This window comes from Candidatus Methylomirabilota bacterium (assembly GCA_035315345.1).
In the GTDB taxonomy this organism is placed as follows: Bacteria; Methylomirabilota; Methylomirabilia; order Rokubacteriales; family CSP1-6; genus CAMLFJ01.
The window spans coordinates 1-22,769 of sequence record DATFYA010000206.1; the positions used below are offsets into that span (position 1 = coordinate 1).

A 22,769-nucleotide genomic window follows, 5' to 3' on the forward strand; every position below is an offset into this window, starting at 1 on the left:
CTCCTGGGCGGCGCGGCCGGGGTATTCGTCGGACCCGACCAGCTCGACGTCCCCCTGACCTTCGAGGGGACGCGGGCGATCGGCGCGACGCTCGGCTCCGGTGTGGTCATGGCCTTCGGCGAGGGCGCCGACATGCTCGACGTCGTGCGCCGCATCGCCGAGTTCTTCCGCGACGAATCGTGCGGCCAGTGCGTGCCGTGCCGCGTGGGCACGGTCCGACAGGAGGAGCTGCTGGCGCGGCTGCGCGCGGCGGGCCGCGCCGGCGCCGACGAGCTGGCCCTGCTGCGCGACCTGGGCCAGGTCATGCGCGACGCCTCCATCTGCGGCCTCGGCCAGACCGCCTCGAGCGCGGTGGAGTCCGCGCTCGCCCGCCTCGCGCTCGTGGAGTCGCGCGCGTGAAGCCCGCTCCGATCTGGTTCGAGAGCCCGCCGCCGCCGAGCCGCCCCCCCGCCGCCCCGGAGCGGCCCGCCGCCGCCCCCGTCGATGTCGTCATCGACGGCGAGCCGGCCACGGTGGCCGCCGGCGCCACCATCCTCGAGGCGTGCCGCACGCGCGGCCTCGACGTGCCCACCCTGTGCTTCCTCGAGACCTTGACGCCGGTCAACGTCTGCCGGGTGTGCGTGGTGGAGGTGGCGGGCTCGCGCGCGCTCGTTCCGGCCTGCTCGCGGCCGGTCGAGCCGGGCATGACGATCCTCACCGACTCGGAGCGCGTCCGCCTCTCGCGGCGGATGGTGCTGGAGCTGCTCGCCTCCTCCGTGGACCTCTCGACCGCGCCGGGCGTGGGCGATCTGCTCGCCCGCTACGGGGCGCGCCCGGAGCGCCACGGCCCGCCCGCCCGCGCGGCGGCCCGCGGCGAGCGCGACGCCCGGGAGCCCGGGCATCACGAGGCGCCCGACGGGGCCGCCGCCGAGACGGTCGCCCAGCCCGTCAAGGTCGACAACGACCTCTACATCCGCGACTACGGCAAGTGCATCCTCTGCTACAAGTGCGTGGAGGCCTGCGGCGTCGACGCCCAGAACACCTTCGCGATCGCGGTGGCCGGCCGCGGCTTCGACGCGCGCATCTCCACCGAGGGCGACGTGCCCCTGCCCGACTCGGCGTGCGTGTACTGCGGCAACTGCATCGGCGTGTGCCCCACCGGCGCGCTCATGTTCAAGCGCGAGCACGACATGCGCGCGGCCGGCCAGTGGGACGAGGCGCGCCAGCACACCGCCGACACCATCTGCGCCTACTGCGGCGTCGGCTGCACGCTCACCCTGCACGTGCAGGACAACCGCATCGTGAAGGTCACCTCCCCCGCCGACAACTCGGTGACCCACGGCCACCTCTGCATCAAGGGGCGCTTCGGGTTCACGTTCGTGGAGGGGCCGGGGCAGCCGGCCTGAGAAGCGAAAGCGGCGGGGCGGGCACGAGGTCTCCGCCGTGCCCGCCCCGCTCGCGGCGGCTCAGACCGCTTGCCGGCGCTCCGCGTCCCAGATGCTGATCTTGTGCGTCTCCGGCATGATGAACAGGAGGATCACGAAGCAGATCGCGGGCACCACGATGGGGTAGATGAGCGCCTGCCCCAGGCTCCCGTGGGCCATGAAGGAGGCGTAGGTGATGGTCGGCACCAGGCCGCCGCCCCAGCCGTTCCCGATGTGGTACGGCACCGAGACGGACGTGTAGCGGATGCGGCTCGGGAAGAACTCGGCCAGGAACGCCCCGATCGGCCCGTACACCATCCCCACGAATGAGACCAGGATGGCCACGATGATGACCGCGATCGCGTAGTTCTCCTGGCCCTTCACGGTCACGCTGGCCAGCCAGTTGAACAGCGGATAGTACAGCAGGGCGGGCAGCAGCAGGCCGGCCAGCAGCACCGGCTTGCGGCCCATCCGATCCGACAGCCAGCCGAAGAACACCAGGGTGGGCGTCCCGAGCAGCAGGCCGAGACCGATGATCCAGCTCGCCGTGATGAGGTCCATCCCGGCGCCCTTCTGCAGGAAGAAGTAGGTCCAGTACTGGCTGCTGTACCAGACCACGCCCTCGCCGAAGACCATCACGCTGGCGATCAGGACGTAGCGGATGTTGGCGCTGAGGAACGCTTCCTTCCAGGGGTTCTTCGTCTGCCGGCCCTTCGCGCGGATATCCATGAACACCGGCGTCTCCTGCAGCGACAGGCGGATGTAGCCGGCGATCATCACCAGGAAGAAGGAGATCAGGAAGGGGATACGCCAGCCCCAGGCCTCGAAGGCCTCCTTCCCCATCAGGCTCTCGACGCCGATCACGACGACGAGGGACACGATGATCCCGATCGTCGGGGACGTGTTGAGGATGCCGGTGTAGAGACCCCGCCGATCGTCGGGGGTGTGCTCGGCCACGTACGTGATGGCGCCCCCGTACTCACCGCCCAGGCACAGGCCCTGGATCAAGCGCAGGACCAGCAGGATGAACGCGGCGGAGAGTCCGATGGAGGCGTACGTCGGCACCAGGCCGATGACCGCGGTGCCTATGCCCATTCCCATCAGGGTCACCATGAACGTCACCTTGCGGCCCGCGCGGTCACCCAGCCACCCGAAGAGCAGCGCGCCGACCGGCCGGATGAGGAAGCCGGCGCTGAAGATGACCATCGTCTTGAGGAACTCGATGGCCGGGTTGGAGCCCGCGAAGAACTTGGCCGCCAGCAACGCGCCGAGACTGCCGAAGATGTAGAAGTCGTACCATTCGATCACGTTGCCGACCGCGGCGGCGACCACGACGCGGCGGAAATCCTGGTGCCCTTGCCCTGTTCGTCCGTTGCTCATGACACCCCCTTTCCCATGGTGAGGACCGGTACGTCACGCCAGGAGGATACCTGCCGGTGAGACGCTGCTGGTGTCGCACCGCCTCCACACGAGCCGCGGCAATCTCCGTCCTTCGCGCTAGGACCCGCACCGCGCCTCGGAGGCGAACAGCACATGCTATGCCAGCGTCGGATAGGGCTCAGCTCATTGTTTTACCTGCACAGTTCTCATGATCTCTGCGGGGTGTCCCTGGTCTGGATGCCAAGGCGTCTTGGCATTGGTGCCGTGACGCGGCGCGTGCAACGCAGGAAGGAAGCCCGAGGCGGCGACGTGGAGCCGCCACTTCCGGGGGGCGGTGAGTCTACTGCCTCTCGCCTGCCGTCTGGCTCACCGAGATGACCGGGACCAGCTGGGCCCATTCGGCCACATCGTGCGCCTTGGCGTGCTCGAGCACCTGCGCGGCGACGAGGCGACCAAGCTCGAGCCCGGCTCGCACGTCGCTCGGGTAGGCGGCGCCCGCCATCACTCGGCTCCACGCGGCTTCGTGAGCAGCCGCGGCGAAGCGCCCGGCATGGGCGGGGAAGAGATGGGCCAGCACGGCGGCGGTGGCGGCCGCGGTCACCGCGTGCTCGCACGGATAGGACGGGCTTCGCGGCACCACGACTTCCGGCACAACCAACGCGCTCTCTTCGCTGGGACGCCGCCGGTTGTAGGCGTACTTCGAGTCCCAGGCCGCGATCAGGGCGTCGTGCACCGCGGTGGCGAGCAAGGCGGACGGCCTGGTTCCCGCCTCGCGGCCGACATCCGCGACCTGCAGTTCCATGAGCATCTCGTTCCACCGATGGGCTGGACCTCCGACGTCCCAGTAACGGATGCGGTCCAGCCTCTCCGCGTCGTCCCCGGCCATCAGCCGCTTCAGCTCGCGCAGCTCGACGGCCGTCGCCCGCTCATCCGGAGGCGCGGGCAGCCGCAGGACCCGCGCGGAGGAAAGCGCCCATGGACGCCAGCTCGCGGCACCTTCCGGCACGCGGGCCGGCAGGCGGGCCGCCGGAACGGCTTGCCCGCGGCGCTCCCTGGTGACGATCGGCTGGAGCTCGAGCCCCTCCGGACCGAACTCCAGGAGCCGGCTCCTCTGGGCCGCCGCCTCACTGCACGTCAGCGCGAGCAGACAAGCCGCCGAGGCGAGGACGAGCGCGAGACGATTCGCTGGTGTCCGCATGAGTGGGCCTCCTCGCGCGCCATTTCACCGCGACGGCGTCAGAGGACCATGCGAACGACCGTGAAAAGCGCGTCAACGGTTGCTGCGCCTGGAGACGGTGGTCTAGACTGTCCGTCGCGTGAGGGCGTCTCAAGCACCTAGGCTCTCGCTCAGCCTCCTCGGAGGCTTTCGGGCCCGGCTGGGCCCCGATCGCCCTCTCAGCCTGTCCAACAAGGCTCAGGCGCTGCTCGCGTACCTCGCGGCGGACCCTGGCCGCCGCCATCCCCGCGACAAGCTCGCGACGCTCTTGTGGTCTGGTACGAGTGACGAGCAAGCCCGCCAGAGCTTGCGACAGGCTCTGGCCACCCTGCGCCGTGCGCTCGCGCCCCAGGCGATCCTGATCGCGGAGCACGGAGAGGTGGCGCTCGAGGGGCAGGCCCTCGATGTGGACGTCGTGAGATTCGAGGCCCTGGTGGGAGACGGCTCGACGGGCGCCCTCGCGGAGGCCGCGGCCCTCTACGAAGGCGATCTCCTCGAAGGCATCCGTGTGAAGGAGCCGCCGTTCGAGGAATGGCTTCTCGCGCAGCGGGAGCGTCTGCGTGAGCTGGCCGTCGAGGCCCTCGCGAGGCTGCTCGCGGACCAGACGGATCGGAGACCGGCCGCGCCGGCCATCCGGACTGCGATGCGGATCCTGGCGCTCGACCCTGCGCGGGAATCGGTCCATCGGGACCTGATGCGGCTCTTCGAGCGCCAGGGGCGACGGGGCGACGCGCTCAGACAGTACCGGCTGTGCGTGGATGCGCTGCAACGAGAGCTCGGGCTGGAGCCGGGACCGGAGACCAGGCAGCTCTACCGGGACATCGTTCGATCCGCTCAGCCACATGCCGCTCCGAGCACCACCGAGCCTGACAAGGCCCCGCCGGGGCAGCCCGGGCGGGCCGTCCAGCGCGAGCCGATCACGCTCATGGGACGCGACGCCGAGATGGCCCGCCTGCACGGGGCCCTCACCGCGCTCGGACGCGGAGAGGGCCGGCTGGTGGTCCTCCTCGGGGAAGCCGGCATCGGAAAGACCAGCCTGCTCGAAGCGCTCGAGGCCGAGGCGCACCGGCAGGGCGTCCGCTGCCATCCGGGGCGCTCCTACCTGAGCGAGCAGGTCCTCTCCTTCGCTCCGTGGATCGACGCGCTTCGCGCCGGCGAGCGGCTCGATGATCCGCGGCTCGTGGCGCGCCTGGGCCCGGCATGGACGGCGGAGCTGGCGCGCCTCATGCCGGAGTTCAAGCGTGGTACGCCGGATCGCGCGGGAGAGGGAGCTCAGCGGCTCTTCGAGGCGGTGACCCACCTGCTCTCGTGTCTGGCGGTCGAGCACCCCCGGCTCATCATGCTGGAGGATCTGCACTGGGCTGACGAGATGAGCCTGCGCCTCCTGGCCTTCGTCGCCCGACGGATGCGGAGCGCCCGCGTGCTCCTCGTGGTGACGGCACGCGAAGAGGAGGTGACGGGCACACCGGCCGCCGCGGTCCTGGCCGAGCTCGCCGAAGATCCGCGCGTCGAGCGCCTGACCCTCTCGCCGCTCTCGGGTCAGGAGACGGCCACGCTGGTGAAGTCGCTGGCCCGGGCCGGCACCTCCACGGACACGGTGGCCCGGCTCGCCGAGCAGATCTTCACCACCAGTGAGGGCAACCCGTTCATCGTGGTGGAGACGATGCGGGCCCTCGCCGACGGCACGGTGGCGCAGACCCCCACCGGGCCTGCCCTGCCCGTTCGGGTCAGAGAGGTGATCGCCGGCCGGCTCGAGCGGCTCGGCGAGCGAAGCCGCGGCGTCCTGGCGGTCGCGTCGGTGATCGGCCGCGAGTTCGATTTCGCCTTGCTGCAGGGCGCGAGCGGGCTCGATGAGGTCGAGGCGGCCGAGGAGGTGGAGCGGCTGGTCCGTCGCCGTCTGCTTCGCGTCGTCGGGGAGCGCTTCGACTTCGTTCACGAGCGCGTTCGAGAGGTCGTGCACGGACAGCTCCTGCCGCCGCGGCGCGTGCTGCTCCACGCCGCCGTGGCCCGGGCGCTCGAGCGACTGCCCGCCCTCCGACCGGACGAACACGTGGAGCGCCTGGCGCATCACACGTTCCGGGGCGAGCTCTGGGACGAGGCCGTGGTTTACGGCCAACGCGCCGGCGCCGTCGCGGCCGAACGCTCGGCCTCGGCCCAGGCCGGCGCGTGCTTCGACCAGGCGCTCGAGGCGCTGACCCGCCTGCCGGAGAGCCGTGCGACGCTCGAGCAGGCCATCGAGCTGCGCGGCTTCCGTATCGCGCACCACTTCGCCCTCGGAGAGCGTGACGCCGTCTTGCGGTGCGTACAGGAGGCGGCACTCCACGCCGAGCGCCTGGGAAATCCTCTGTACCTCGCGAGGGTCGCCACGCTGCGGGCCAATGCCCTCTGGTACGCGGGCGACATTCTTCGCGCGCTCGAAGCGGGCACCCGGGCCCTCGCCCTGGCGGAGGCGACCGGCGATGCGCCAACACTGATCCACGCGAATCTCAACCTTGGAATGATCTCCGGCAGCGTCGGCGACCATCAGCGGGCCACCGGCCTCCTCGCCAGAGCCACTCGACTGCTGGGAGGTGACCTGGAACGCGAGCGGATGGGTCGAACGCTCTACCCGTCGGTGAATACGCGTGGCGAGCTCGCTCGATCCCAGGCAGAGCTCGGCGACTTCGAGGCGGCGTCGGCCACCATCGCCGAAGCCCTCCGGATTGCGGAGGCGATCCGACACACCAGCACCCTCAATGTCCTGCGTCTCGATGGCTGCCACGTGTTGCTGTGCCGAGGCGACTTCGTCGAGGCGATGCCCGGGCTGGAGACGTGCCTCGAGTACTTTCGCGCGGCCGGCTTGCCCGCCTGGTCCTGCGCGGCGAGAGCCATGCTCGGATACGCGCAGGCCAAGACGGGACGGCCCGGAACTGGGATTGCCCTCCTGCGAGAGGCGCTCGAGGAGCTCGCGCGCGGACGTCGGACGCGGGAGGTGGTCTTCCTGGGCTACCTCAGCGAGGCGCACGTGCTGGCCCGCGAGCCGGATGCGGCGATCGAGCTGGCCGAGCGGGCGCTGGCGTTGTCCCGAGCACGGCACGAGCGGGCCGCCGAGGCGCGCCTGATCTTCCTGCGCGGCCAGATCCATGCGCAGGCGGTCGAGCGCGACGAGCGCACGTGCGAGCGTCACTACCACGTGGCGCTGGCCCTCGCCACTGAGCTGGGTCTCCGGCCCCTCGTCGCGGAGTGCCGGCTCGGGCTAGGCACGCTCTGGCGAGCGAGTGATCCCGGACGGGCCCGGGAGCATCTGGCCGCTGCGGGAGCGATGTTCCAGCAGATGGGGATGCGCTTCACGGAATGAGAGCGCCGCCCTCGGCGCGAGGCAAGTCAGGACGGAGTGCGTCGGGCGCTATGCGTCATTGATGTGGGGCAGAGGCTGGGTGTAGGTTTAGGCCCGGCTCTCGGAGGCGCACTCATGCGGTGGAGGAGGAGCTCAATGCTGAGACTGGGCTCGTCGATTCTCGGTGTTCTCGCGCTAGCCCTTGTCCTGGTCCCTGGCAAGGCGTCCGCGCAGGCGGTGCCCGGTCGCACCGCTCGGACCGTCGTCACGTTCGACTTCGCGGGCGATGTCCCAGGAGTGCCGGAGGGCATCACCACGGACGGCAAGGCGGGGCTGTACGTCTCGCTGTTCCTCCTCGACCAGATCTGGCATGTCAACCCGGCCACGGGCGAGAAGAAGAAGATCGCGGACGTGCCGGGCGGCGGGCTCAAAGGTGACCTCATCGGGCTCGAGCGGGATCCCACCGACGGCACGATTCTCGCTGCTTTCAAGAAGGCGACGAAAGTAGACTTGTTCGCGGCCGATCATCCCGATTGTCGCGACGCCACCGATACGGCCACCGGCGTCTACCGCGTCAACCCGCAGACCGGAGCGGTGAGCCCCTTCGTGACGCGCGGCATGGGCATCCCGCTGTGCTTCCCCGATGACATCGCGGTCGACCGCACCGGTAACGTGTACGTCTCCGACCTCGCGCTCGGGGTGATCTGGAAGTTCGATCGCGCGGGCCATGGAGTCGTCTGGTCGGACGATCCGCTGCTCGGCTGGACCGAGCAGAGCGGCACGTGGAACGCGAGGAACGGCACCCCGGTTGGATATATCGGGACCAACACCGTCGCCCTCAGTCCGGACGGGCGCTACCTCTATGCGGGAACCGATGGCGGCCCCGGCGGCCCGACCGGAAGCGGCTTGCTGGTGCGCATACCGATCCAGGCGGACGGCTCGGCGGGCCGGGCCGATCTCTTCGCGACCGGACTCGGCGCCAACGATGGGCTCGAGGTCGGGCCCGACGGGACGATCTACTTCGGCGACACCTACAATAGCGATGTCTGGGCCTTCTCGCCCGACGGGACCCGCCGGCTGCTGGTCGCGTCTCGCGACCATTTCGGCGACCCCCTGGACAACGCCACCAGCCTTGTCTTCCTGAACGGTTGTCTCTACGAGACCCAGCTCGGCTTCTTCAAGCTGCAGCAGGGCAAGGCGAAGGAGACGCTGCGGAACGTGGTAGAGATCTGCAAGTTCGGCAGCCCCGCAGCGAACGGTACGTACACACCGCGGCCCGTCCTGGAGGTGGCGCCCCCGACGCTCCGCCCGCCTTCCGCGCGCCCGACGTATCCACTGTTCTCGACCTCGGGCCACGCGAAACCGTGACGGCTCGCCGGCGGAGCACGAAGGGCGCTTCGAGCAAAACCCGCACGGCGCGCCCGAGAGAGAAGCGGGTAAGTTCACGGGTTGAAGGGGGCGACAGGGCGCCGCCCCCTCCTCACCTCTTGATTGATTGGCGGGCTCGACGGGACTTGAACCCGCGACCTCTGGATTGACAGTTTCCATGGCCAATCGTGGGCATCGCTAGCGTCTTCAATCGCTTGCCGGCGCCGCCGACCTCGAGGGTTGTCGCGCTGCGACGCAGGCAGTTGCACGCCGTAGCGCCGCATGGTCCCCCTCGGTCGTCCGTGCTGCGCTTGGCCAGCCGGTGATGCGGGCTCTGTCCCTGGTCCTGCAGGTGCCGCTGAACTCGGGACGGGCTTGTCGAGCTTCAGAGCGCGAGCTCCTTCCCGAGGATCTGCCTCACGAAGCCCCCGGCGCTCTCGCCCGCCACGAGATCCCTGATCCTTTCGCGCGTCTCGTCGACGACCCCGGCCCGTTCCGCCGCTCTCACCGTGATGGAGTAGGCCGCCCACACGTCTGCGCCCGTGATGTCGTATCCGTAGCCTTCCACGAGCCAGCGCAGCGCGAGTAGGCCCGCCGTCATCGAGAAGGCCGGCTGTTTCTCAACCATGTCGCGGGCGGCGCGTGTGAGCGTCCGAGGGTCGCAGGGCGACCGGCTCGCCAGTGCGAGCGCCGCGTCGTAGAGGCCCGCTGCCTTCGCGGCGGCAAACCACTTGCCTTCCTCTCCGGGCGTGCTCCGGACCAGCTCCGCCAGGATGTCGGCCGCCGCTTTGTGCGGGTACTTCCTCGCGACCGCCCTGAATGTCGCCAGAAACGTCGCGGCCTGGCGCGGGCGCGCACCGTAGCGCTGGTAGGCCTGTTCGACGAAGCCGGACGCGTGCAGGATCTCCTCGCATAGCGCGTCCACGCCGGCGTCGGGCGTCCAGGGTCCACGGCATGACTCCGCGTAGTCGATGGCGTCCGAGGTCCGACCCATGGCCGCGAGGGCCTTGACGGCCCATCGCTCGTACGGCCAGAAGCCTTCGCCTTCGAGCAGCTGGACAACTTCAGCGTACCGCTCCGCCCGGTAGAGGGCGCTCAGACACGCGGTGGTCCCATGGAAGTACCCGCGAACGTCACGGTTGGAGCTGAGCGCCATCCGGGTGATGCCGAGCAACCGATCGGCCCAAGTCGAGGCAACCTCCTTCGACGCGCAGAGGTCGCCCCAGTGGTCGGCGAGCGCCTCGATATACGGCATCTGGTCTGCCGCGTGCGCCTCCCAGCACCGCTCTAGCCACGCCGCCCGGGTCTTCGTGTCTGCCGGCGCGCCGGCGACCAGGGGCACCAGCTCGGCGATCGCGCGGTTGACCGCGGCGCCGATGGCGCCCGAGGAGCCGTCGACGTGTTCGAGGGCCGGCGACAGCCGCTCGAAGAGGGACACTGCGCCGTCGCCGGCAAGGATCGGGTCCGCGCGGGCGACTCTCTTGATCTCTGCGACCGCCTGCTTCACGCGCTCGACGGCGGGTTGCGACCTCCATCCAAACGCGTGCCGGCGAAAACGCGCCTTGAACTCCCACCGATGTGGTCGCCCCGGGCTCTTCACGCGCGTCATAGTGTCGTGGTCGGCCCGGTCGTGGCCGGCACCGCCGCCAGGAGAAGCTGCGCCATTCCCGTGAAGAGCGCGGCGAGCGTCGACGCGGTCGCGGCCGGAGCCGAGATCACGAGACCGCCTCCGGCGGTTCTCTGAACTGTGAGCCCGGAGAAGAGCCGCTGGGCGTCGGCCGCAGAGGGGGGCGGAACCGGCTCGGGCGGCGCTGGCGCCCGGGAGTCACGTGACTCGTCACACGCGATGAGCACCGCGAAGGTCGGCAGGGTTGGTAGTGGCCAGCGAGGCGTTCGCCCGAAGGGCGGTGGCCGCGATCATGCAGTCGTTCAGGGAGCCCCGGCGGCGGCGGCCGAGGTTGAACAGCTTGGCCGCGGCGGCGGCGTCCACGGCGAGGAGCGCCACCGGCTCATCCACGACCCGAGCGGCGAGCTCGATCGCGTGGCCCTGGACCGGCCCACACAGGAACTCGGTCCAGCTCACTGCGCTACTGCCCACGGCCTCGCCTCGAACCAGCCCCTGGCGCAGCCGCTCGTCTTCGGCTGAGCCTCGACGCAAGGCACCAATCAGGAAGCCGGTGTCAAGGTGTATCGCCCGCGCCCTTCGCCCCGCGCCGATGTCGCTCGACGCTCGCGGCGGGCCGTCTGGACCCATGCCCGAGTCCGGGCCCGAGTGAGCTTGAGCGACCGCTGAAGCTGATCGAGCGCTCGGACGGCTTCGCCCCGCTCGAGCGACGGTTGCTCCGCCGCCGCGCGAATCGCCCGCCGGAGGGCCTCCCACGTCGAAACTCCCCAGCGCCGGGCGATGCGATCGAGCGCTTGCGCGGTCTCGACGTCCATGACGTAGGTCGACCTGATCGTGGTGGTCACCATACCATTGCACTATGACCGTATGTAATCAAGGGAGCGACCTCAGGGCCGCCACCGCGTTCGTGAGGACAACCGACGTTGCATACGTCCCAGACTCGATACTTATGGCCGTCGACGGGAAGGCCAAGCTGAGCCTCTGATGAGAGGTGAGCCACAGTCGCGGAGACGGTCGGAGACCGGTGGCGGAAAGATCGGCGGCCAACACCGTGGAATGCTTGAAGTGGCGGGTTCGACGGGACTTGAACCCCAAGCGCGAGCACGGCATGCGCGCGGCCGGCCAGTGGGACGAGGCGCGCCAGCACACCGCCGACACCATCTGCGCCTACTGCGGCGTCGGCTGCACGCTGACCCTGCACGTGCAGGACAACCGCATCGTGAAGGTCACCTCTCCCGCCGACAACTCGGTGACCCACGGCCACCTCTGCATCAAGGGGCGCTTCGGGTTCACGTTCGTGGAGGGGCCGGGGAGCGGCTGAGCAGGGGCGGCTCAGGCCTGGCGGTCTCCGCCCTCCGGGCGGCGCGTCGCGTCCCGGGAGGGATAGATGACGCTCTCCGCGTAGCGATACATCCAGTCCACCGCGTCCGGGCTCAGCACGTGCACGTCGTGACCGCGGATGGCGGCCAGCTGCTCGGCCAGGACGTTGCGCCGGATCTCCGAGGTCAGCGTGTTCAGGCGGTGGTACGCCTCGGAGAGCGAGCGCCCGAGCGTGGTGACCCCGTGGCTCTCCATGATGAGCGCATTGGTGTGGGCGATGAAGTCCGCGATGGGCCCCACGTCGTTCTCCACGTCCAGGTGCGACGGCACCACGTGTGGCGGCATCGCCATGACGTAGGGGAACTCGAGCGACAGCACGCGCAGCCCCTTGGCTCCCGCCGCGAAGAACGCGATGGTCTCGTCGTGGTGGGCGTGGATGACCGCGCCGATGTCCGGGCGGAGCCGGAGGATCTCGCGGTTCAGGTTGTGCCCGACGCTGGTCGGCACGTGGCCGTGGAGCAGCGTGGGCGTCGGGATGTCGGTGACCACCACGTTGTCGACGGTCATCTCCTCCAGCGACACCTCCGCGTGCTTGGTGTAGGCCACCCCGTGGGGGAAGTCCGGGTGCGGCGCCCGCACCGCGATGTTGCCGAGGGAGTTGTGGATGTAGCCGCGCGCCACCACCATCCGGGCGTAGCGCACCAGCTCGCTGGCCACCCGCTCGTCGAATGCCACCTGGCTCATGGTTGCCCTCCCTAGGCGTTGCGGATGAGCGGATGGGCGACGCGCTGGTCGAAGAGAAATGCCAGCCCATCGGCGTCGACCCGCCACACCAGCGCCCCGATCCGAATCGGCTCTCCCTCGGGCGGCGCGAACTGCAGACGAACCTCGGTGCCGGTCTGAAGCCAGATCTTCGGACTGAGCTTCGCCCCCTGCACCCCGATGTCCACCGTCTGACACGGGTGACGCCGCTTCCCCGCTTCGACCAGCACCGGCCAGGCGACCGGCGTTCGCGGATGCCGCCGGCGCTCTCGCCGTGGGCCGCCCGATTCACCCGACGGCAGATTCACTCGTTCCCCGGCTTGGCCCGCCGCAGGGCGCGCCAGATCCGTTCCGGCGTGGCGGGCATGTCGACGCCGGCGTCGCCGGTGGATCGCAGGGCATCGCGGACGGCGTTCATGACCGCGGCGGGGGCACCCGTCGTGGCGTTCTCGCCCGCGCCCTTGACGCCGAGGGGGTTGTCGGCCTCCGGCCGCTCGTTGAGCTCGACGGTCATCGCCGGCAGATCGTCGGCGCGTGGGAGGACGTACTCCATGAAGCTGCCCGTCAAGGGCTGGCCGGTGTCCGCCTCGAACCGCACGTGCTCCATCAGGGCCTGCCCGATGCCCTGGGCAGCGCCGCCGTGCATCTGGCCATGCACGATCAGCGGATTGATGGCCCGGCCGACGTCGGCCACGATGACGTGGCGCTCGATGCGCAGCGTGCCGTCGTCGGGATTCACGAGCACCTCGCACGCGTGGCAGCCATTGGCATGGACGTCCCCCGCGGTCGCGAAGTCGACGGCGGCCGCGAGGCGGCCGCCCGTCGCCTCGGCGAACCCGGCCACCTGGAAGAGGTCGACGCCTCGATCGGTCCCGGCCACGGTGAACCGGCCGGCCGCGTACGTCACGTCGGCCGCCGCCGCCTCGAGCATCTCGGCCGCGCGGGCGCGCCCGTCCTCGATCAGCTTCCGGGCGCCGACCACCACGGCTCCGCCACCCAGCCGCGCGGATCGCGATCCGGCCGATCCGGCGCCTCGCGCCACGCGATCCGTGTCTCCGAACAGCACGTCGATGCGGTCGAACGGCACCTCCAGCGTGGCCGCGGCGATCTGCGAGAAGACGGTGTCGTGGCCCATGCCGAAGTCCTGGGTCCCCACCGCCACCACCACGCGGCCCTCCCCGGTCGCCCGGACCTCTGCGAACTCGGTGGGCGTGCTGCCGTCGTTCTCGACGTACATCCCGAGCCCGAAGCCGCGCAGCATGCCCCGGGCCGCGCTCTCGGCGCGCCGCGCCGGGAACCCGCGCCAGTCGGCCAGCTCGAGCGCGCGGTCGAAGTGCTCGGCGAAGGCGCCCGAGGTGACGACCGCGCCGCCCGGCGTCGTCCAGGGAAGCTCCTCGGCGCGGACCAGATTGCGCCGGCGGAGCTCGAGGCGATCCATCCCGGTCTCGCGCGCCGCCGCTTCGATCAAGCTCTCGGTCAGGTAGTTTGCCTCGATGCGGCCGATCCCGCGGAAGGCCGCGAGCGGCGTCGTGTGCGAGAACACGCCGCGAATCGCCACGTGACCGCACGGGATGCGATAGGGGCCGCCGAGCGTCGGCGGCAGGTAGTGCACCATCACCCAGACGTTCCGGCTCGTGAAGTACGCGCCGTGGCGCCAGTCGACGTGCACGCGCATCGCGGTGAACCGGCCCGCGTCGTCGAGGGCCAGCTCGCCGCGGAGCACGTGATCGCGCGACTGGTGATCGGCGACGAACGCCTCCGCGCGCGATGACGTCCACTTGACCGGACGCCCGAGGCGGCGCGCGGCGACCAGGAGCAGCGGATACTCGGGATACACGCCGCCGCGGGCTCCGAAGCCGCCGCCGGTGTCGGGCACCACGACCCGGAGACGATCCGGCTCGACGCCCATCACGTGAACGAGCACGGCGCGCATGCCGTGGGCCGACTGGCATCCGACCCGCAGCGTCCAGCGGAACGAGGCCTCATCGTACTCGGCGATCGCCGACCGCGGCTCCATGAAGACCGGGGCGATCCGGTTGTTGACGACCTCCACCCGGGTGACGTGGGCGGCGCGCGCGAACGCCGCCTCGACCGCGCGCCGGTCGCCGCCCTCCCACTGAAAGGACACGTTGCTGGGCCGCTCGTCCCAGACCCGCGGCGCGCCCGGGGCGAGCGCCTCCTCGAGGCCGACCGCGGCGGCGAGCGGCTCGTAGTCGATCCGGACCCGCTCCGCCGCGTCCCGGGCCAGGCCGGCGCTCTCGGCCACGATGAACGTGACCGGCTGCCCGGCGTAGCGGACCGTCGCCCGCGCCAGCGGGAACTGCTCGGCCTCCGGGGCCGTCGCGCCGTCGGGCCCGCGAATGTCGAAGGGCGGCGTCCGCGAGAACGAGGGAATCGGCCGCGCGATCTCACCCTCGACGTCGGCGGCGGTCAGCACCAATCGCACCCCGGGCGCGGAGCGTGCCGCGGCCACGTCGACGGCGCGGATCCGCGCGTGCGCGTGAGGGGAACGGACGACGGCGGCGTGAAGCTGCCCGGCCAGCGCGATGTCGTCGGTGAAGCGCGACGCGCCGGTCAGGAAGCGCGGGTCCTCCTTGCGCTTGCGCGGGGCACCGATGCGGCCGTCGTCGCTCACGAGATCACGGAGCCGCGCTCGTTCCATACCGACGGCGGCGGACCGGCGCCGGCGACCGCCGGTCCTATCATGAGGGCCAGGTCCTTACCCGAGTGGTCCCGCGCCATCGAACCATGGAGATAGTACACGAGTCAGCCGGCCAGGGATCCCACCGGTATGGTGATGGCTTCCGACCGCTATGCGCCCGTGGAGTTCCAGATGTCGCGGTGCAGTCGCCACTGGCCATCGACCATCTTCCAGACGACGACGAACTTCATGCTGGCCGTGCCACCGCTGTGCGTGAGGGTGGCTTCACCGACCTCGTACGCGGTGTCGCCGGTCACCTCGAGGTCCATCGTCTCGAGCCGCACCTCCTTGAGCCCCATCTGCGTCGCGACCGACCCCCACATCTGCTTGATGTTCTCCCGCCCCTTCACGATCGGGCCGTCGGGCGGGAGCGCCATGGCGTCTGCGGTATAGAGCGCGGCGAGTCGATCGAGATCTCCCTGCTTGGCGGCGTCTTCGAACTGCCGATTGACGGCGGCGATAGCGGTCCGACTCATGGTAGGTCCTCCTAAGAGACTGGTTCGACCGTTCGAGATTGCTCGGCTCGGTTACTGGGCCGAAGACTTCCACGAGTTGATCGCGATTTCAACCACCGCGTCGACGGACCCCCGGCCAGCCTCGGGCCGTGTGACGGCGCCACCTGACGCCAGACTACCGGTCGCGCGCAGCATGGGCCAGCGGCGTGGCTTGGGGCGTCAGGATGTCGAAGGGGCGTTCCTGGTGCAGCGGCGCCGCCACACCGAGGCTCCCGGACGAGGCCAGCGTCGCGAGGATGAGCGCCGCCGCGGCCATGAAGTAGAAGACACCGTCGATATCGAAGCTCGCCATGATCGGGGTGCCGATCAGTGGCCCAATGACCGAGCCGACGCCGCTCACCAGGATGAGGCGTGCGCTGACGCTCACGACGCGGTCGGCCGGCATGCAGTCGTGGGCGTGGGCGACGCAGACCGGGTAGAAGGTGGATAGGAAGCCGCCGATCAGGAACGCGGCCGACGCGACCACGACGAGCGTATGCGGGAGCCGGATCAGGGCGACGGCGACGACAGAGAACCCGAAGCCGAGCACGGCGAGCACCCGCCGGCGGTCGAAGCGGTCCGATAGATGCCCGACCGGCACCTGGAAGAGGAGCCCGCCGATCACGGCCACGAACATGAACAGGGCGATCCTCGAACGCTCGATTCCCTCGCCCTGCATCCAGGCCGGCACGAGGGCGTAGAATGTGCCGGCGATCATGCCGCTCAGCGCGCTCCCGAAAACGGCGACCGGTGCGGCTCGCGTGAGCTGTCCGTAGGGGAGTGTCGGCGCAGCCGTCGCTTGCGGCGGCTCCGCGCGGGTCGTGCTCACCATGACCAGCGCCACCGCGAAGAGGGCGACGATCGCGCTGAACGGCCTCGGGGACTGGGGATCGCTGCTCCCTATGAGCAGCTGTCCGACCGCCAGGGCGGCGAATGTGCCCACCATGTAGACGGAAAAGACCCGTCCGCGCAATTCGGGCGGCGCCTTCGCATTCAGCCAGCTCTCGGTGGTGATGAAAAGACCCGCGCAACCGAACCCGATGACCGCGCGCAGCACCATCCAGGCAAGCGAGCCGACGAGGAACGGCATGGCCGAAGTCGCGGCCGCAGCGAGCCCCCCGAATGCCGCGTAGGCGCGGATGTGGCCGATCCGCTCGATGATCGGTCCGCAGCGGAACGCGCCGACGGTGAAGCCCGCGAAGTAGCTGCTGAGCACCAGGCCCGCGATGCTCGCGTCAAACCCCTCGAGGGTGACGCGCAGCGAGAAAAACGTCCCGAAGAACCCATTGGCGAGCTGGACGGTGCTCGTGCCCACGATGAGCGTTCCGATGGCAGCGCGTATCGACCACGTCGGCTGCATGATTTCTCCTTTACGCGATGACGGAAGAGACGGGCCCGGGCCACGTCTTGCCGTCGGCCGAGTACTCGAGGCCGCTCATCTAGGAGGCATCCAGCGCCGATTCACGCGACGGCGCACGGACCCTGTGAACTATAGCTGTTGACCTATGGTGACGCAATCCGAGCAACGCGTAGGGACGATTGAAGCACGGCCTGGCTCAACGAGTTCGAGGTGTCGGCAAATGCTTCGAGGGCCCCACAGAAGTAACTGAGAGCCAGGCCGGAGGCGGGGCAGCAGCGTCACGCCGAAGTCGAGGAACCTACTTGCTGGATGGCGAGCTCTGGATCGACAGAGCCAGCTCTATCCGGGGGGTCAACATCGCGCGGACGGCGAGGGTGAGCGGCCAACAACACCGGTGATTTGAAGGGACCACCGGTGGAGCGACTCCGTGTGACGGAGCCGATCCCGACTCGTGCCCGCCGCTACGGAAGGAATGGTGCGCCGGGGCCGCAAATCCGCGGCGTTCCCGTCGCGGGCCCACCTGCCGCGGACGTAGGCTAGCCCGCCTGGATCATGATCCAACTCTTCGGTGAAAGGAACGGCCGGGTCGAGATAGCACCCGGCCGTCCATTCGAGACGGACGTCCGATCAGGCCTTGCGCACGTTGGCGGCCTGGAGCCCCTTCGGGCCCTTGGTCACCTCGAACTCGACCTTGTCGCCCTCAGACAGGCTCTTGAAGCCCTGCGCCTGAATGGCATTGAAATGCACGAACACGTCCTCGCCGCCCTCCTGCGTGATGAATCCATAGCCCTTCGCATCGTTGAACCACTTGACCGTACCCTGTGCCATTTGAACCAGCTACCTCTCTCGAGGCTTGCGCCTCGGTAACACCCCGCCCCAACGGCAGGGAGGTCCTCCTGAAGTGGAGGACGAATCAAAAAATCGGCGGCCAAACGTGTGTGATCCGCTCAACGCCCCGGGGGCACCCGTGGATCCGCGAGGAGCGTCCAGTCGTCCGCCCCTTGCACGCTCGGGACCGCGGCCGTGGTCGTCGTCACCGTCCGCCCGCTGCTCGGCGAGAACCAGACGAACTCCGTGGCGCTTCCCTGGAGGCTCGCGGCCTCGCCGATCTCCGGGCCACCCTTGCCGCTCTCGCGCCGCTCTGCCTTGCGGGCACGCTTGGCCTCCTGCTTGGCCTTGCGCTGGTCTTCCTTGCGGCGGCGATCGCCCCGATACATCGTGCGTCGTTGCGCCATCCCGATTCCTTTCTTATCCGCGCACGCGCGCCCAGCACTCCAGGCTAGCTACAGCGCCAGATGTTGTCGGCCATCTTCCGGCCGTCCTTCTTGACCGTGTACGCCACGGTCAGGCTGGACCCGATCGCGAATTCACCGGCCGCGAGCTTGGCGGTGAGGAACACCTGCGTGCCGTCGCGGAGCACGATGCGATCCGCATATCGCTCCTGAAGAATGCCGACGATCACCCCACCCGCCATGGTCAGTGTCTCCGATCAATGAAGCGACGACCCGGTGGCGGCGGTGTTCCGGGGGCGCGGCTGCGCAGGCCTCAGCGTCCGCTCGATTGGCCTTTTGCCCCGCGAGACAGATCGGCCCCCGCGCCGGCGCTTCGTGCTTCGGCGGCTCGCTGAGCCTGCTGGGCGACGAGACGCTCCTGCCACTGAGGGGACGTATCGAGGATGGTGGCCCGAAAGGACGGGGCACGCTCGAACCTCCGCGGACGATTGTCGCTCACGCTTCCCGACCAGTCGGATTCAAGGCCCTTATCTTACCAGCATCGGCCCGGGGCCGGGCTTCTTCCTTCTCGCCGAGAGCGCCTCCGACTTCCCGGGGCTTCGCTATGGTCGTCTCGGCACTTGCCACGACACCGATTCTTCCCGCCAAAGCATGTAGCACGCCTCATGCGCCACCAGGACCGCGCCCGCCCGGTCGGTCTCGTCGCACTCGACCTCGCGAGCCTCGACCAGACGGCGGCACACCATGCAGGGACGGCCGGTGCCTCGACGGTTCTTGTAGACCCCATCGACCGAGGGCAACCGCCCCTGGGCGAGCCGGACCCGGACCTGCTGCCTCAATTGCTCCGCCGAGAGCAAGGACATCGTCATGACCGATTGCGCCCCCTTTCGCGCTTCATGCGCCGGGAACCACGTACAGCAGGCGCTGGCACGGCCGGCGCCGGAGAGCCGCGGCGGCCGGAGACCGCCCTGCGCATGGAGCGGGTCGCCGCGGCCAAGGTCGCCCCGAAGGCGCGCGCTATCGACACCGCGCATCTCCCCCTGCCTGCCCCTCGGGTTCACCTCGAAGCAGGCGTACCGCCATGGACAGGCCCCGGCGCGGGCACGGGGGCCCACTGATCTGGAAGGAGAGGAACGAGCCAGATACCGGCGGGCCCTGGCACCTGCGGTGCCTAACCAGGGGACCCGAGGGGAGGCAACGGCAGTGTACTCTCTTCCGCTTCGAGCGGCCGCGTTTTCGTCGAGCGGCGGGGACGGCGTCCAACCTATCCCTATCTCCCTTCGCGAAGCACCGCACGTGGAAGTGGAAGACCTCGAGAACCTCGGCACCGTGGTCGCGTAGGAACTCGACCTGCATTTCGCTCTGATCCGCGCTCACCGGAAGGTCGCACACCGCGCACTCGATACCCACGAGCGGCTGACCGGGGAGCTTCCCTTGCTGGATCAGGAGCATGACTCGCTCGCGGGGGATGGTATCGATCTCCATCTGGCTCGTCTCCGCAGGACGCAACCGGGCAATGATGCTTGCGTCTGCAGTGAGAGGAAACAACGCCAGATGCCGACCAGTCGCGGCGCCAGGTACGCTCCCAACAGGGACCAGTGGTAGGCGTCCCGAACGGGATCACATCGGCAAGCGCCGTGCGCGACCTCTAACCGCGTCTCCTCCTTAGGGGCCAGGACGCGGTCAGACGATGAGCGGTCATCGGTCGTTTCTACGGTCGTTTCCGCGCAGGCGAGGACCGATCGGGGGCAGGACCTGGGATGGGAGCGGAGCCGCGACGGCGGCGGGCAGGACGCTTGTGCGAGCAGGGGCGGCGGCGCCGCTCGGGGCAGCAGCCGCGGCGGACGCCGGGAGCGCACCCGTCGGAACGGCGGCGGACTCCGCCGGCCTCGGCTTCGACGGATCCTTCAGCAGCACTTCGACCGGCCGATCGGCGCGCGCGATGACGACGCGGTCCGCGGCGATCGACTCCAGGCGGCCGCCACCGATGGGATCGCCGACCGCGTACCCGAAGACCTGCCTGAGCTGCGGATCCTCGAGGTACGCGCGGCTCTTCGCCCCATCGATGACGACGCCGTGGAGCACTGGCCTGGGACTTGTGGCGGTGTTGGTGGGGCCGATCGGCGCTTCGGATCGACCGGGGCTGAACAGGTTCTTCGTCGCGATGACCGCGTAGGCCGCCGACGCCGCCGGCGGCGCGGTCACCGCCGCGACCTCTGCGGACGGCCCGATCCGCGGGGTCGGCGGAGACGGAAGCGGGCGCGAGGCGAGCAACTCGCGGATCAACCCGGCCGCGAGGGCGCAGCCGAGGAGGGCCAGCAACAGGTTCAGCGGGAGGAGCCGTGACGAAGAAGCCCAGCGATCGAGCCAGACCGGGACTCCACGCCGGCGTCTCATTGCTGGAGCGCGCGGGCCGAGGGCGCCTAGTGCTCGGTGCCTCGCAGAATATCGAGTGTGCCCTGGAAGCAATCAGTGGTGATGTTGTCATGTGAACACTTGATCTGCGTGTACTCCCCTTGTACCGTGTTGCCCTTCAGCCACCCGTCCGTTACCACGCCGATGATCACTGCCTTGAGGTCCAGTTGCGTTATGTAGACGTGGGCGGTGAAGGCGTGCTTACGGCCATTGAACTGGTAGAAAGCCTCGATGAAGGTAGGGGAGCCGGTTGCCCCGGGTTGGAAGCTGAGAATCTTCCCGGCATAGGTGCCCCGGCCGACATCGCCTCCGACGAAGCCCGCCATATTTGGATAGGTGGTGATCCATTTCGTGAAGGTGTTCTCGGCACTTGGCTGATCCTGCTCGTCAGTGGCCGAGACCTCTCCTGGTGTCAGTGAGAGGATCATGAACGCGGCGCCAGCGAGCAGCGCGAGGGCAACAAACGTAGAGATGGCCTTGGATCTCATGTTGGCTCCTTTCTGGTTGTCTTCGTGTGCCTGTCTTGGGTGTCCCGATGCTGCGCACCTCCCCTCGGGTACCCAACGCGTGCGGAAAACGTTCCAGTTGACGGCTGCGGAAGCGTCGACGCCGTTTCGAGATACGCCGCAGACTTGCGACTCGCGAACGGCCGCGGCACTGGCCGATCACTGTTCAGAGTGTTCGGAAATGTGAGCAGTGAACCGAGCAAACGCGTAGGCTAGCCGCGGCCATGCCAGAGCCGGCTGAACTGCTTGGAGAGAGCCCGGCCATCAACCTCCTCCGGGGCAACTTGCGCCACCTCCTGGAGCGCCAGCCGGCGGGCCGCCGTCTCCCCGCAATCTTGATCCAGGGCGAAACCGGGACTGGCAAGGGGCTCGTCGCCCGGCTCGTGCATCGCATGGGGCCGCGGAAGGCCGGCCCCTTCGTCGACATCAATTGCCCGGCGATTCCGGAGACGCTGCTCGAGGCCGAGCTGTTCGGCTACGAGCGGGGCGCGTTCACGGACGCCCGCCGCGCCAAGCCCGGGCTTCTTCAAACCGCGCACCGGGGCACGATCTTCCTCGACGAGGTGGGCCTGTTGTCCGAATCGGCCCAGGCCAAGCTCCTCACCGTGATCGAGGAGCGCGTCGTCCGCCGCCTCGGCAGCACCCGGGCGGAGGTGGTCGACGTCTGCTTCATCAGTGCCACGAATACCGACCTACAGGCGGCTCTCCGGGCGCGACGGTTCCGGGAAGACCTCTACCACCGCCTGGCGGTGATCACGTTCGGCATGCCCGCGCTCCGGGATCGGGGACGCGACGTGCTCCTGCTCGCCGAGCGGTTCCTCGGCCGAGCCTGCGTCGACTATGGCCTGGCGCCCAAGACCCTGAGTGAGCAAGCGCAGGCTCGCCTGCTTGCCTATCCCTGGCCCGGCAATATCCGCGAGCTCGCCAACGTGATGGAACGCGCGGCGCTCTTCGCCGACTCTCCCGTGGTCACCGCAGCGATGCTGGAGCCGCTGTCGGCGGAGGGGCCCGACCCAGCGGTCCCAGCCCCGAGCTCGAGCGCCGCCGTCATCACCCCGGAGGAGGCGATGCGTCTGCATCTCCTGGGTGTGCTGGAGCAATGTGCGGGGAACCTCTCCCACGCAGCGGCCCGGCTGGGCATCGCGCGCAACACGCTCTATGCGCGCCTCGAGAAGTACGGCGTGCGCAGCCATCGCGCCCCTTCCCGCCGCCCCCGTCGGCCCGAGACCGCCCCGGCCCCCGCGCCCGCGGGCACGGGGATTCAGTGGGAACGCCGCGGGATCACCCTGCTCTACGCCGCGCTCGTGGAAGAGGACGAGGCCAGCGCCGGGGCACACACGAGCCGGGCGCTCGAAGTCGTGATCGACAAACTCCAGACGTTCGGCGGCCGCGTCGAAGAGGTGACGCCATCGACCGTCGTGGCCTCGTTCGGGGTCGATCGGGTCGACGATGCGCCGCGACGCGCGGCGCACGCCGCGATGGCCATTCACCATGGCGCCGCCCGGGCCCGTGAAGGCGCTGGCCTGGGGCCGAGGATCAAGATCGGCATCCACGTCGCTCCGCTGCTCATCGGCCGCTCGACGAGCCGGATCGACATCGACGCGGACGTCCGGCGCGCGCAAGGGCCACTCCTCGATCGGCTCCTGCAGACCATCGGGACGGATGAGACGGT

19 protein-coding genes and 1 pseudogene are annotated in these 22,769 nt (G+C 69.5%); 6 read left to right on the plus strand and 14 right to left on the minus strand.

What is annotated here, in order from left to right:
* Both VKN16_26700 and VKN16_26705 read left to right on the plus strand, forming a co-directional pair.
* Positions 1–399 (plus strand): NADH-ubiquinone oxidoreductase-F iron-sulfur binding region domain-containing protein (locus VKN16_26700; protein ID HME97809.1); only part of this gene is annotated, 399 nt, incomplete at its 5' end.
* A gap of 92 nt (positions 400–491) precedes the next feature.
* Complete coding sequence (locus VKN16_26705; GenBank protein HME97810.1) at positions 492–1,385, plus strand: 2Fe-2S iron-sulfur cluster-binding protein; 894 nt, start codon at positions 492–494, stop codon at positions 1,383–1,385.
* Between the two features lie 60 nt (positions 1,386–1,445).
* Here VKN16_26705 and VKN16_26710 read toward each other — a convergent pair whose 3' ends face one another.
* Together VKN16_26710 and VKN16_26715 are read right to left on the minus strand one after the other, a co-directional pair.
* On the minus strand, positions 1,446–2,783 hold the full coding sequence (locus tag VKN16_26710) for an MFS transporter (protein ID HME97811.1): 1,338 nt from the start codon (positions 2,781–2,783) through the stop codon (positions 1,446–1,448).
* Between the two features lie 340 nt (positions 2,784–3,123).
* Entirely contained in the window at positions 3,124–3,981 is an 858-nt protein-coding gene (locus tag VKN16_26715; protein HME97812.1) for a phosphatase PAP2 family protein, read from the minus strand.
* Between the two features lie 118 nt (positions 3,982–4,099).
* On the opposite strand from VKN16_26715, the gene VKN16_26720 reads away from it, so the two are divergent.
* Both VKN16_26720 and VKN16_26725 read left to right on the plus strand, forming a co-directional pair.
* Positions 4,100–7,336, plus strand: coding sequence for an AAA family ATPase (locus tag VKN16_26720; GenBank protein HME97813.1), 3,237 nt, complete (start codon positions 4,100–4,102; stop codon positions 7,334–7,336).
* A 135-nt stretch (positions 7,337–7,471) separates the two neighbouring features.
* Complete coding sequence (locus VKN16_26725; GenBank protein HME97814.1) at positions 7,472–8,683, plus strand: hypothetical protein; 1,212 nt, start codon at positions 7,472–7,474, stop codon at positions 8,681–8,683.
* Between the two features lie 385 nt (positions 8,684–9,068).
* Here VKN16_26725 and VKN16_26730 read toward each other — a convergent pair whose 3' ends face one another.
* Both VKN16_26730 and VKN16_26735 read right to left on the minus strand, forming a co-directional pair.
* Positions 9,069–10,190, minus strand: coding sequence for a hypothetical protein (locus tag VKN16_26730; protein ID HME97815.1), 1,122 nt, complete (start codon positions 10,188–10,190; stop codon positions 9,069–9,071).
* 330 nt (positions 10,191–10,520) lie between these two features.
* Entirely contained in the window at positions 10,521–10,937 is a 417-nt protein-coding gene (locus VKN16_26735; protein HME97816.1) for a PIN domain-containing protein, read from the minus strand.
* Between the two features lie 454 nt (positions 10,938–11,391).
* Here VKN16_26735 and VKN16_26740 point away from each other — a divergent pair.
* Positions 11,392–11,628: pseudogene (locus VKN16_26740) on the plus strand (Fe-S-binding domain-containing protein).
* Positions 11,629–11,639: 11 nt separating this feature from the next.
* On the opposite strand, the gene VKN16_26745 reads toward VKN16_26740, so the two are convergent.
* The 10 genes from VKN16_26745 to VKN16_26790 form a co-directional block, all read right to left on the minus strand.
* Entirely contained in the window at positions 11,640–12,371 is a 732-nt protein-coding gene (locus VKN16_26745) for a class II aldolase/adducin family protein (protein ID HME97817.1), read from the minus strand.
* 11 nt (positions 12,372–12,382) lie between these two features.
* Positions 12,383–12,697, minus strand: coding sequence for a PilZ domain-containing protein (locus VKN16_26750; protein HME97818.1), 315 nt, complete (start codon positions 12,695–12,697; stop codon positions 12,383–12,385).
* Positions 12,694–15,024, minus strand: coding sequence for a xanthine dehydrogenase family protein molybdopterin-binding subunit (locus VKN16_26755; GenBank protein HME97819.1), 2,331 nt, complete (start codon positions 15,022–15,024; stop codon positions 12,694–12,696). Before VKN16_26755 ends, VKN16_26750 begins: the two co-directional genes overlap by 4 nt.
* 176 nt (positions 15,025–15,200) lie before the next feature.
* Positions 15,201–15,566, minus strand: a complete 366-nt coding sequence (locus tag VKN16_26760) for an SgcJ/EcaC family oxidoreductase (protein ID HME97820.1) — start codon at positions 15,564–15,566, stop codon at positions 15,201–15,203.
* 154 nt (positions 15,567–15,720) lie between these two features.
* Positions 15,721–16,944: an MFS transporter gene (locus tag VKN16_26765; GenBank protein HME97821.1), complete on the minus strand. Its 1,224-nt coding sequence runs from the start codon at positions 16,942–16,944 to the stop codon at positions 15,721–15,723.
* Between the two features lie 627 nt (positions 16,945–17,571).
* On the minus strand, positions 17,572–17,772 hold the full coding sequence (locus VKN16_26770; GenBank protein HME97822.1) for a cold-shock protein: 201 nt from the start codon (positions 17,770–17,772) through the stop codon (positions 17,572–17,574).
* Positions 17,773–17,891: 119 nt separating this feature from the next.
* On the minus strand, positions 17,892–18,179 hold the full coding sequence (locus VKN16_26775) for a hypothetical protein (GenBank protein ID HME97823.1): 288 nt from the start codon (positions 18,177–18,179) through the stop codon (positions 17,892–17,894).
* Positions 18,180–18,223: 44 nt separating this feature from the next.
* Positions 18,224–18,418: a hypothetical protein gene (locus tag VKN16_26780; protein ID HME97824.1), complete on the minus strand. Its 195-nt coding sequence runs from the start codon at positions 18,416–18,418 to the stop codon at positions 18,224–18,226.
* 1,456 nt (positions 18,419–19,874) lie between these two features.
* Complete coding sequence (locus tag VKN16_26785) at positions 19,875–20,573, minus strand: type II secretion system protein N (protein ID HME97825.1); 699 nt, start codon at positions 20,571–20,573, stop codon at positions 19,875–19,877.
* A gap of 26 nt (positions 20,574–20,599) precedes the next feature.
* Entirely contained in the window at positions 20,600–21,079 is a 480-nt protein-coding gene (locus VKN16_26790; GenBank protein HME97826.1) for a hypothetical protein, read from the minus strand.
* 242 nt (positions 21,080–21,321) lie between these two features.
* Between VKN16_26790 and VKN16_26795 the strand changes: the two genes are divergently transcribed.
* On the plus strand, positions 21,322–22,769 hold a 1,448-nt coding region (locus tag VKN16_26795; GenBank protein ID HME97827.1), incomplete at its 3' end, for a sigma-54 dependent transcriptional regulator.

Bases quoted from the DNA above. Each gene is read 5' to 3' on its own strand.
- VKN16_26710 (HME97811.1), bottom strand. From the start codon at position 2,783: ATGAGCAACGGACGAACAGGGCAAGGGCACCAGGATTTCCGCCGCGTC.
- VKN16_26715 (HME97812.1), bottom strand. From the start codon at position 3,981: ATGCGGACACCAGCGAATCGTCTCGCGCTCGTCCTCGCCTCGGCGGCT.
- VKN16_26725 (HME97814.1), top strand. From the start codon at position 7,472: ATGCTGAGACTGGGCTCGTCGATTCTCGGTGTTCTCGCGCTAGCCCTT.
- VKN16_26735 (HME97816.1), bottom strand. From the start codon at position 10,937: ATGGGTCCAGACGGCCCGCCGCGAGCGTCGAGCGACATCGGCGCGGGG.
- VKN16_26745 (HME97817.1), bottom strand. From the start codon at position 12,371: ATGAGCCAGGTGGCATTCGACGAGCGGGTGGCCAGCGAGCTGGTGCGC.
- VKN16_26760 (HME97820.1), bottom strand. From the start codon at position 15,566: ATGAGTCGGACCGCTATCGCCGCCGTCAATCGGCAGTTCGAAGACGCC.
- VKN16_26765 (HME97821.1), bottom strand. From the start codon at position 16,944: ATGCAGCCGACGTGGTCGATACGCGCTGCCATCGGAACGCTCATCGTG.
- VKN16_26770 (HME97822.1), bottom strand. From the start codon at position 17,772: ATGGCACAGGGTACGGTCAAGTGGTTCAACGATGCGAAGGGCTATGGA.
- VKN16_26775 (HME97823.1), bottom strand. From the start codon at position 18,179: ATGGCGCAACGACGCACGATGTATCGGGGCGATCGCCGCCGCAAGGAA.
- VKN16_26780 (HME97824.1), bottom strand. From the start codon at position 18,418: ATGGCGGGTGGGGTGATCGTCGGCATTCTTCAGGAGCGATATGCGGAT.
- VKN16_26785 (HME97825.1), bottom strand. From the start codon at position 20,573: ATGAGACGCCGGCGTGGAGTCCCGGTCTGGCTCGATCGCTGGGCTTCT.
- VKN16_26790 (HME97826.1), bottom strand. From the start codon at position 21,079: ATGAGATCCAAGGCCATCTCTACGTTTGTTGCCCTCGCGCTGCTCGCT.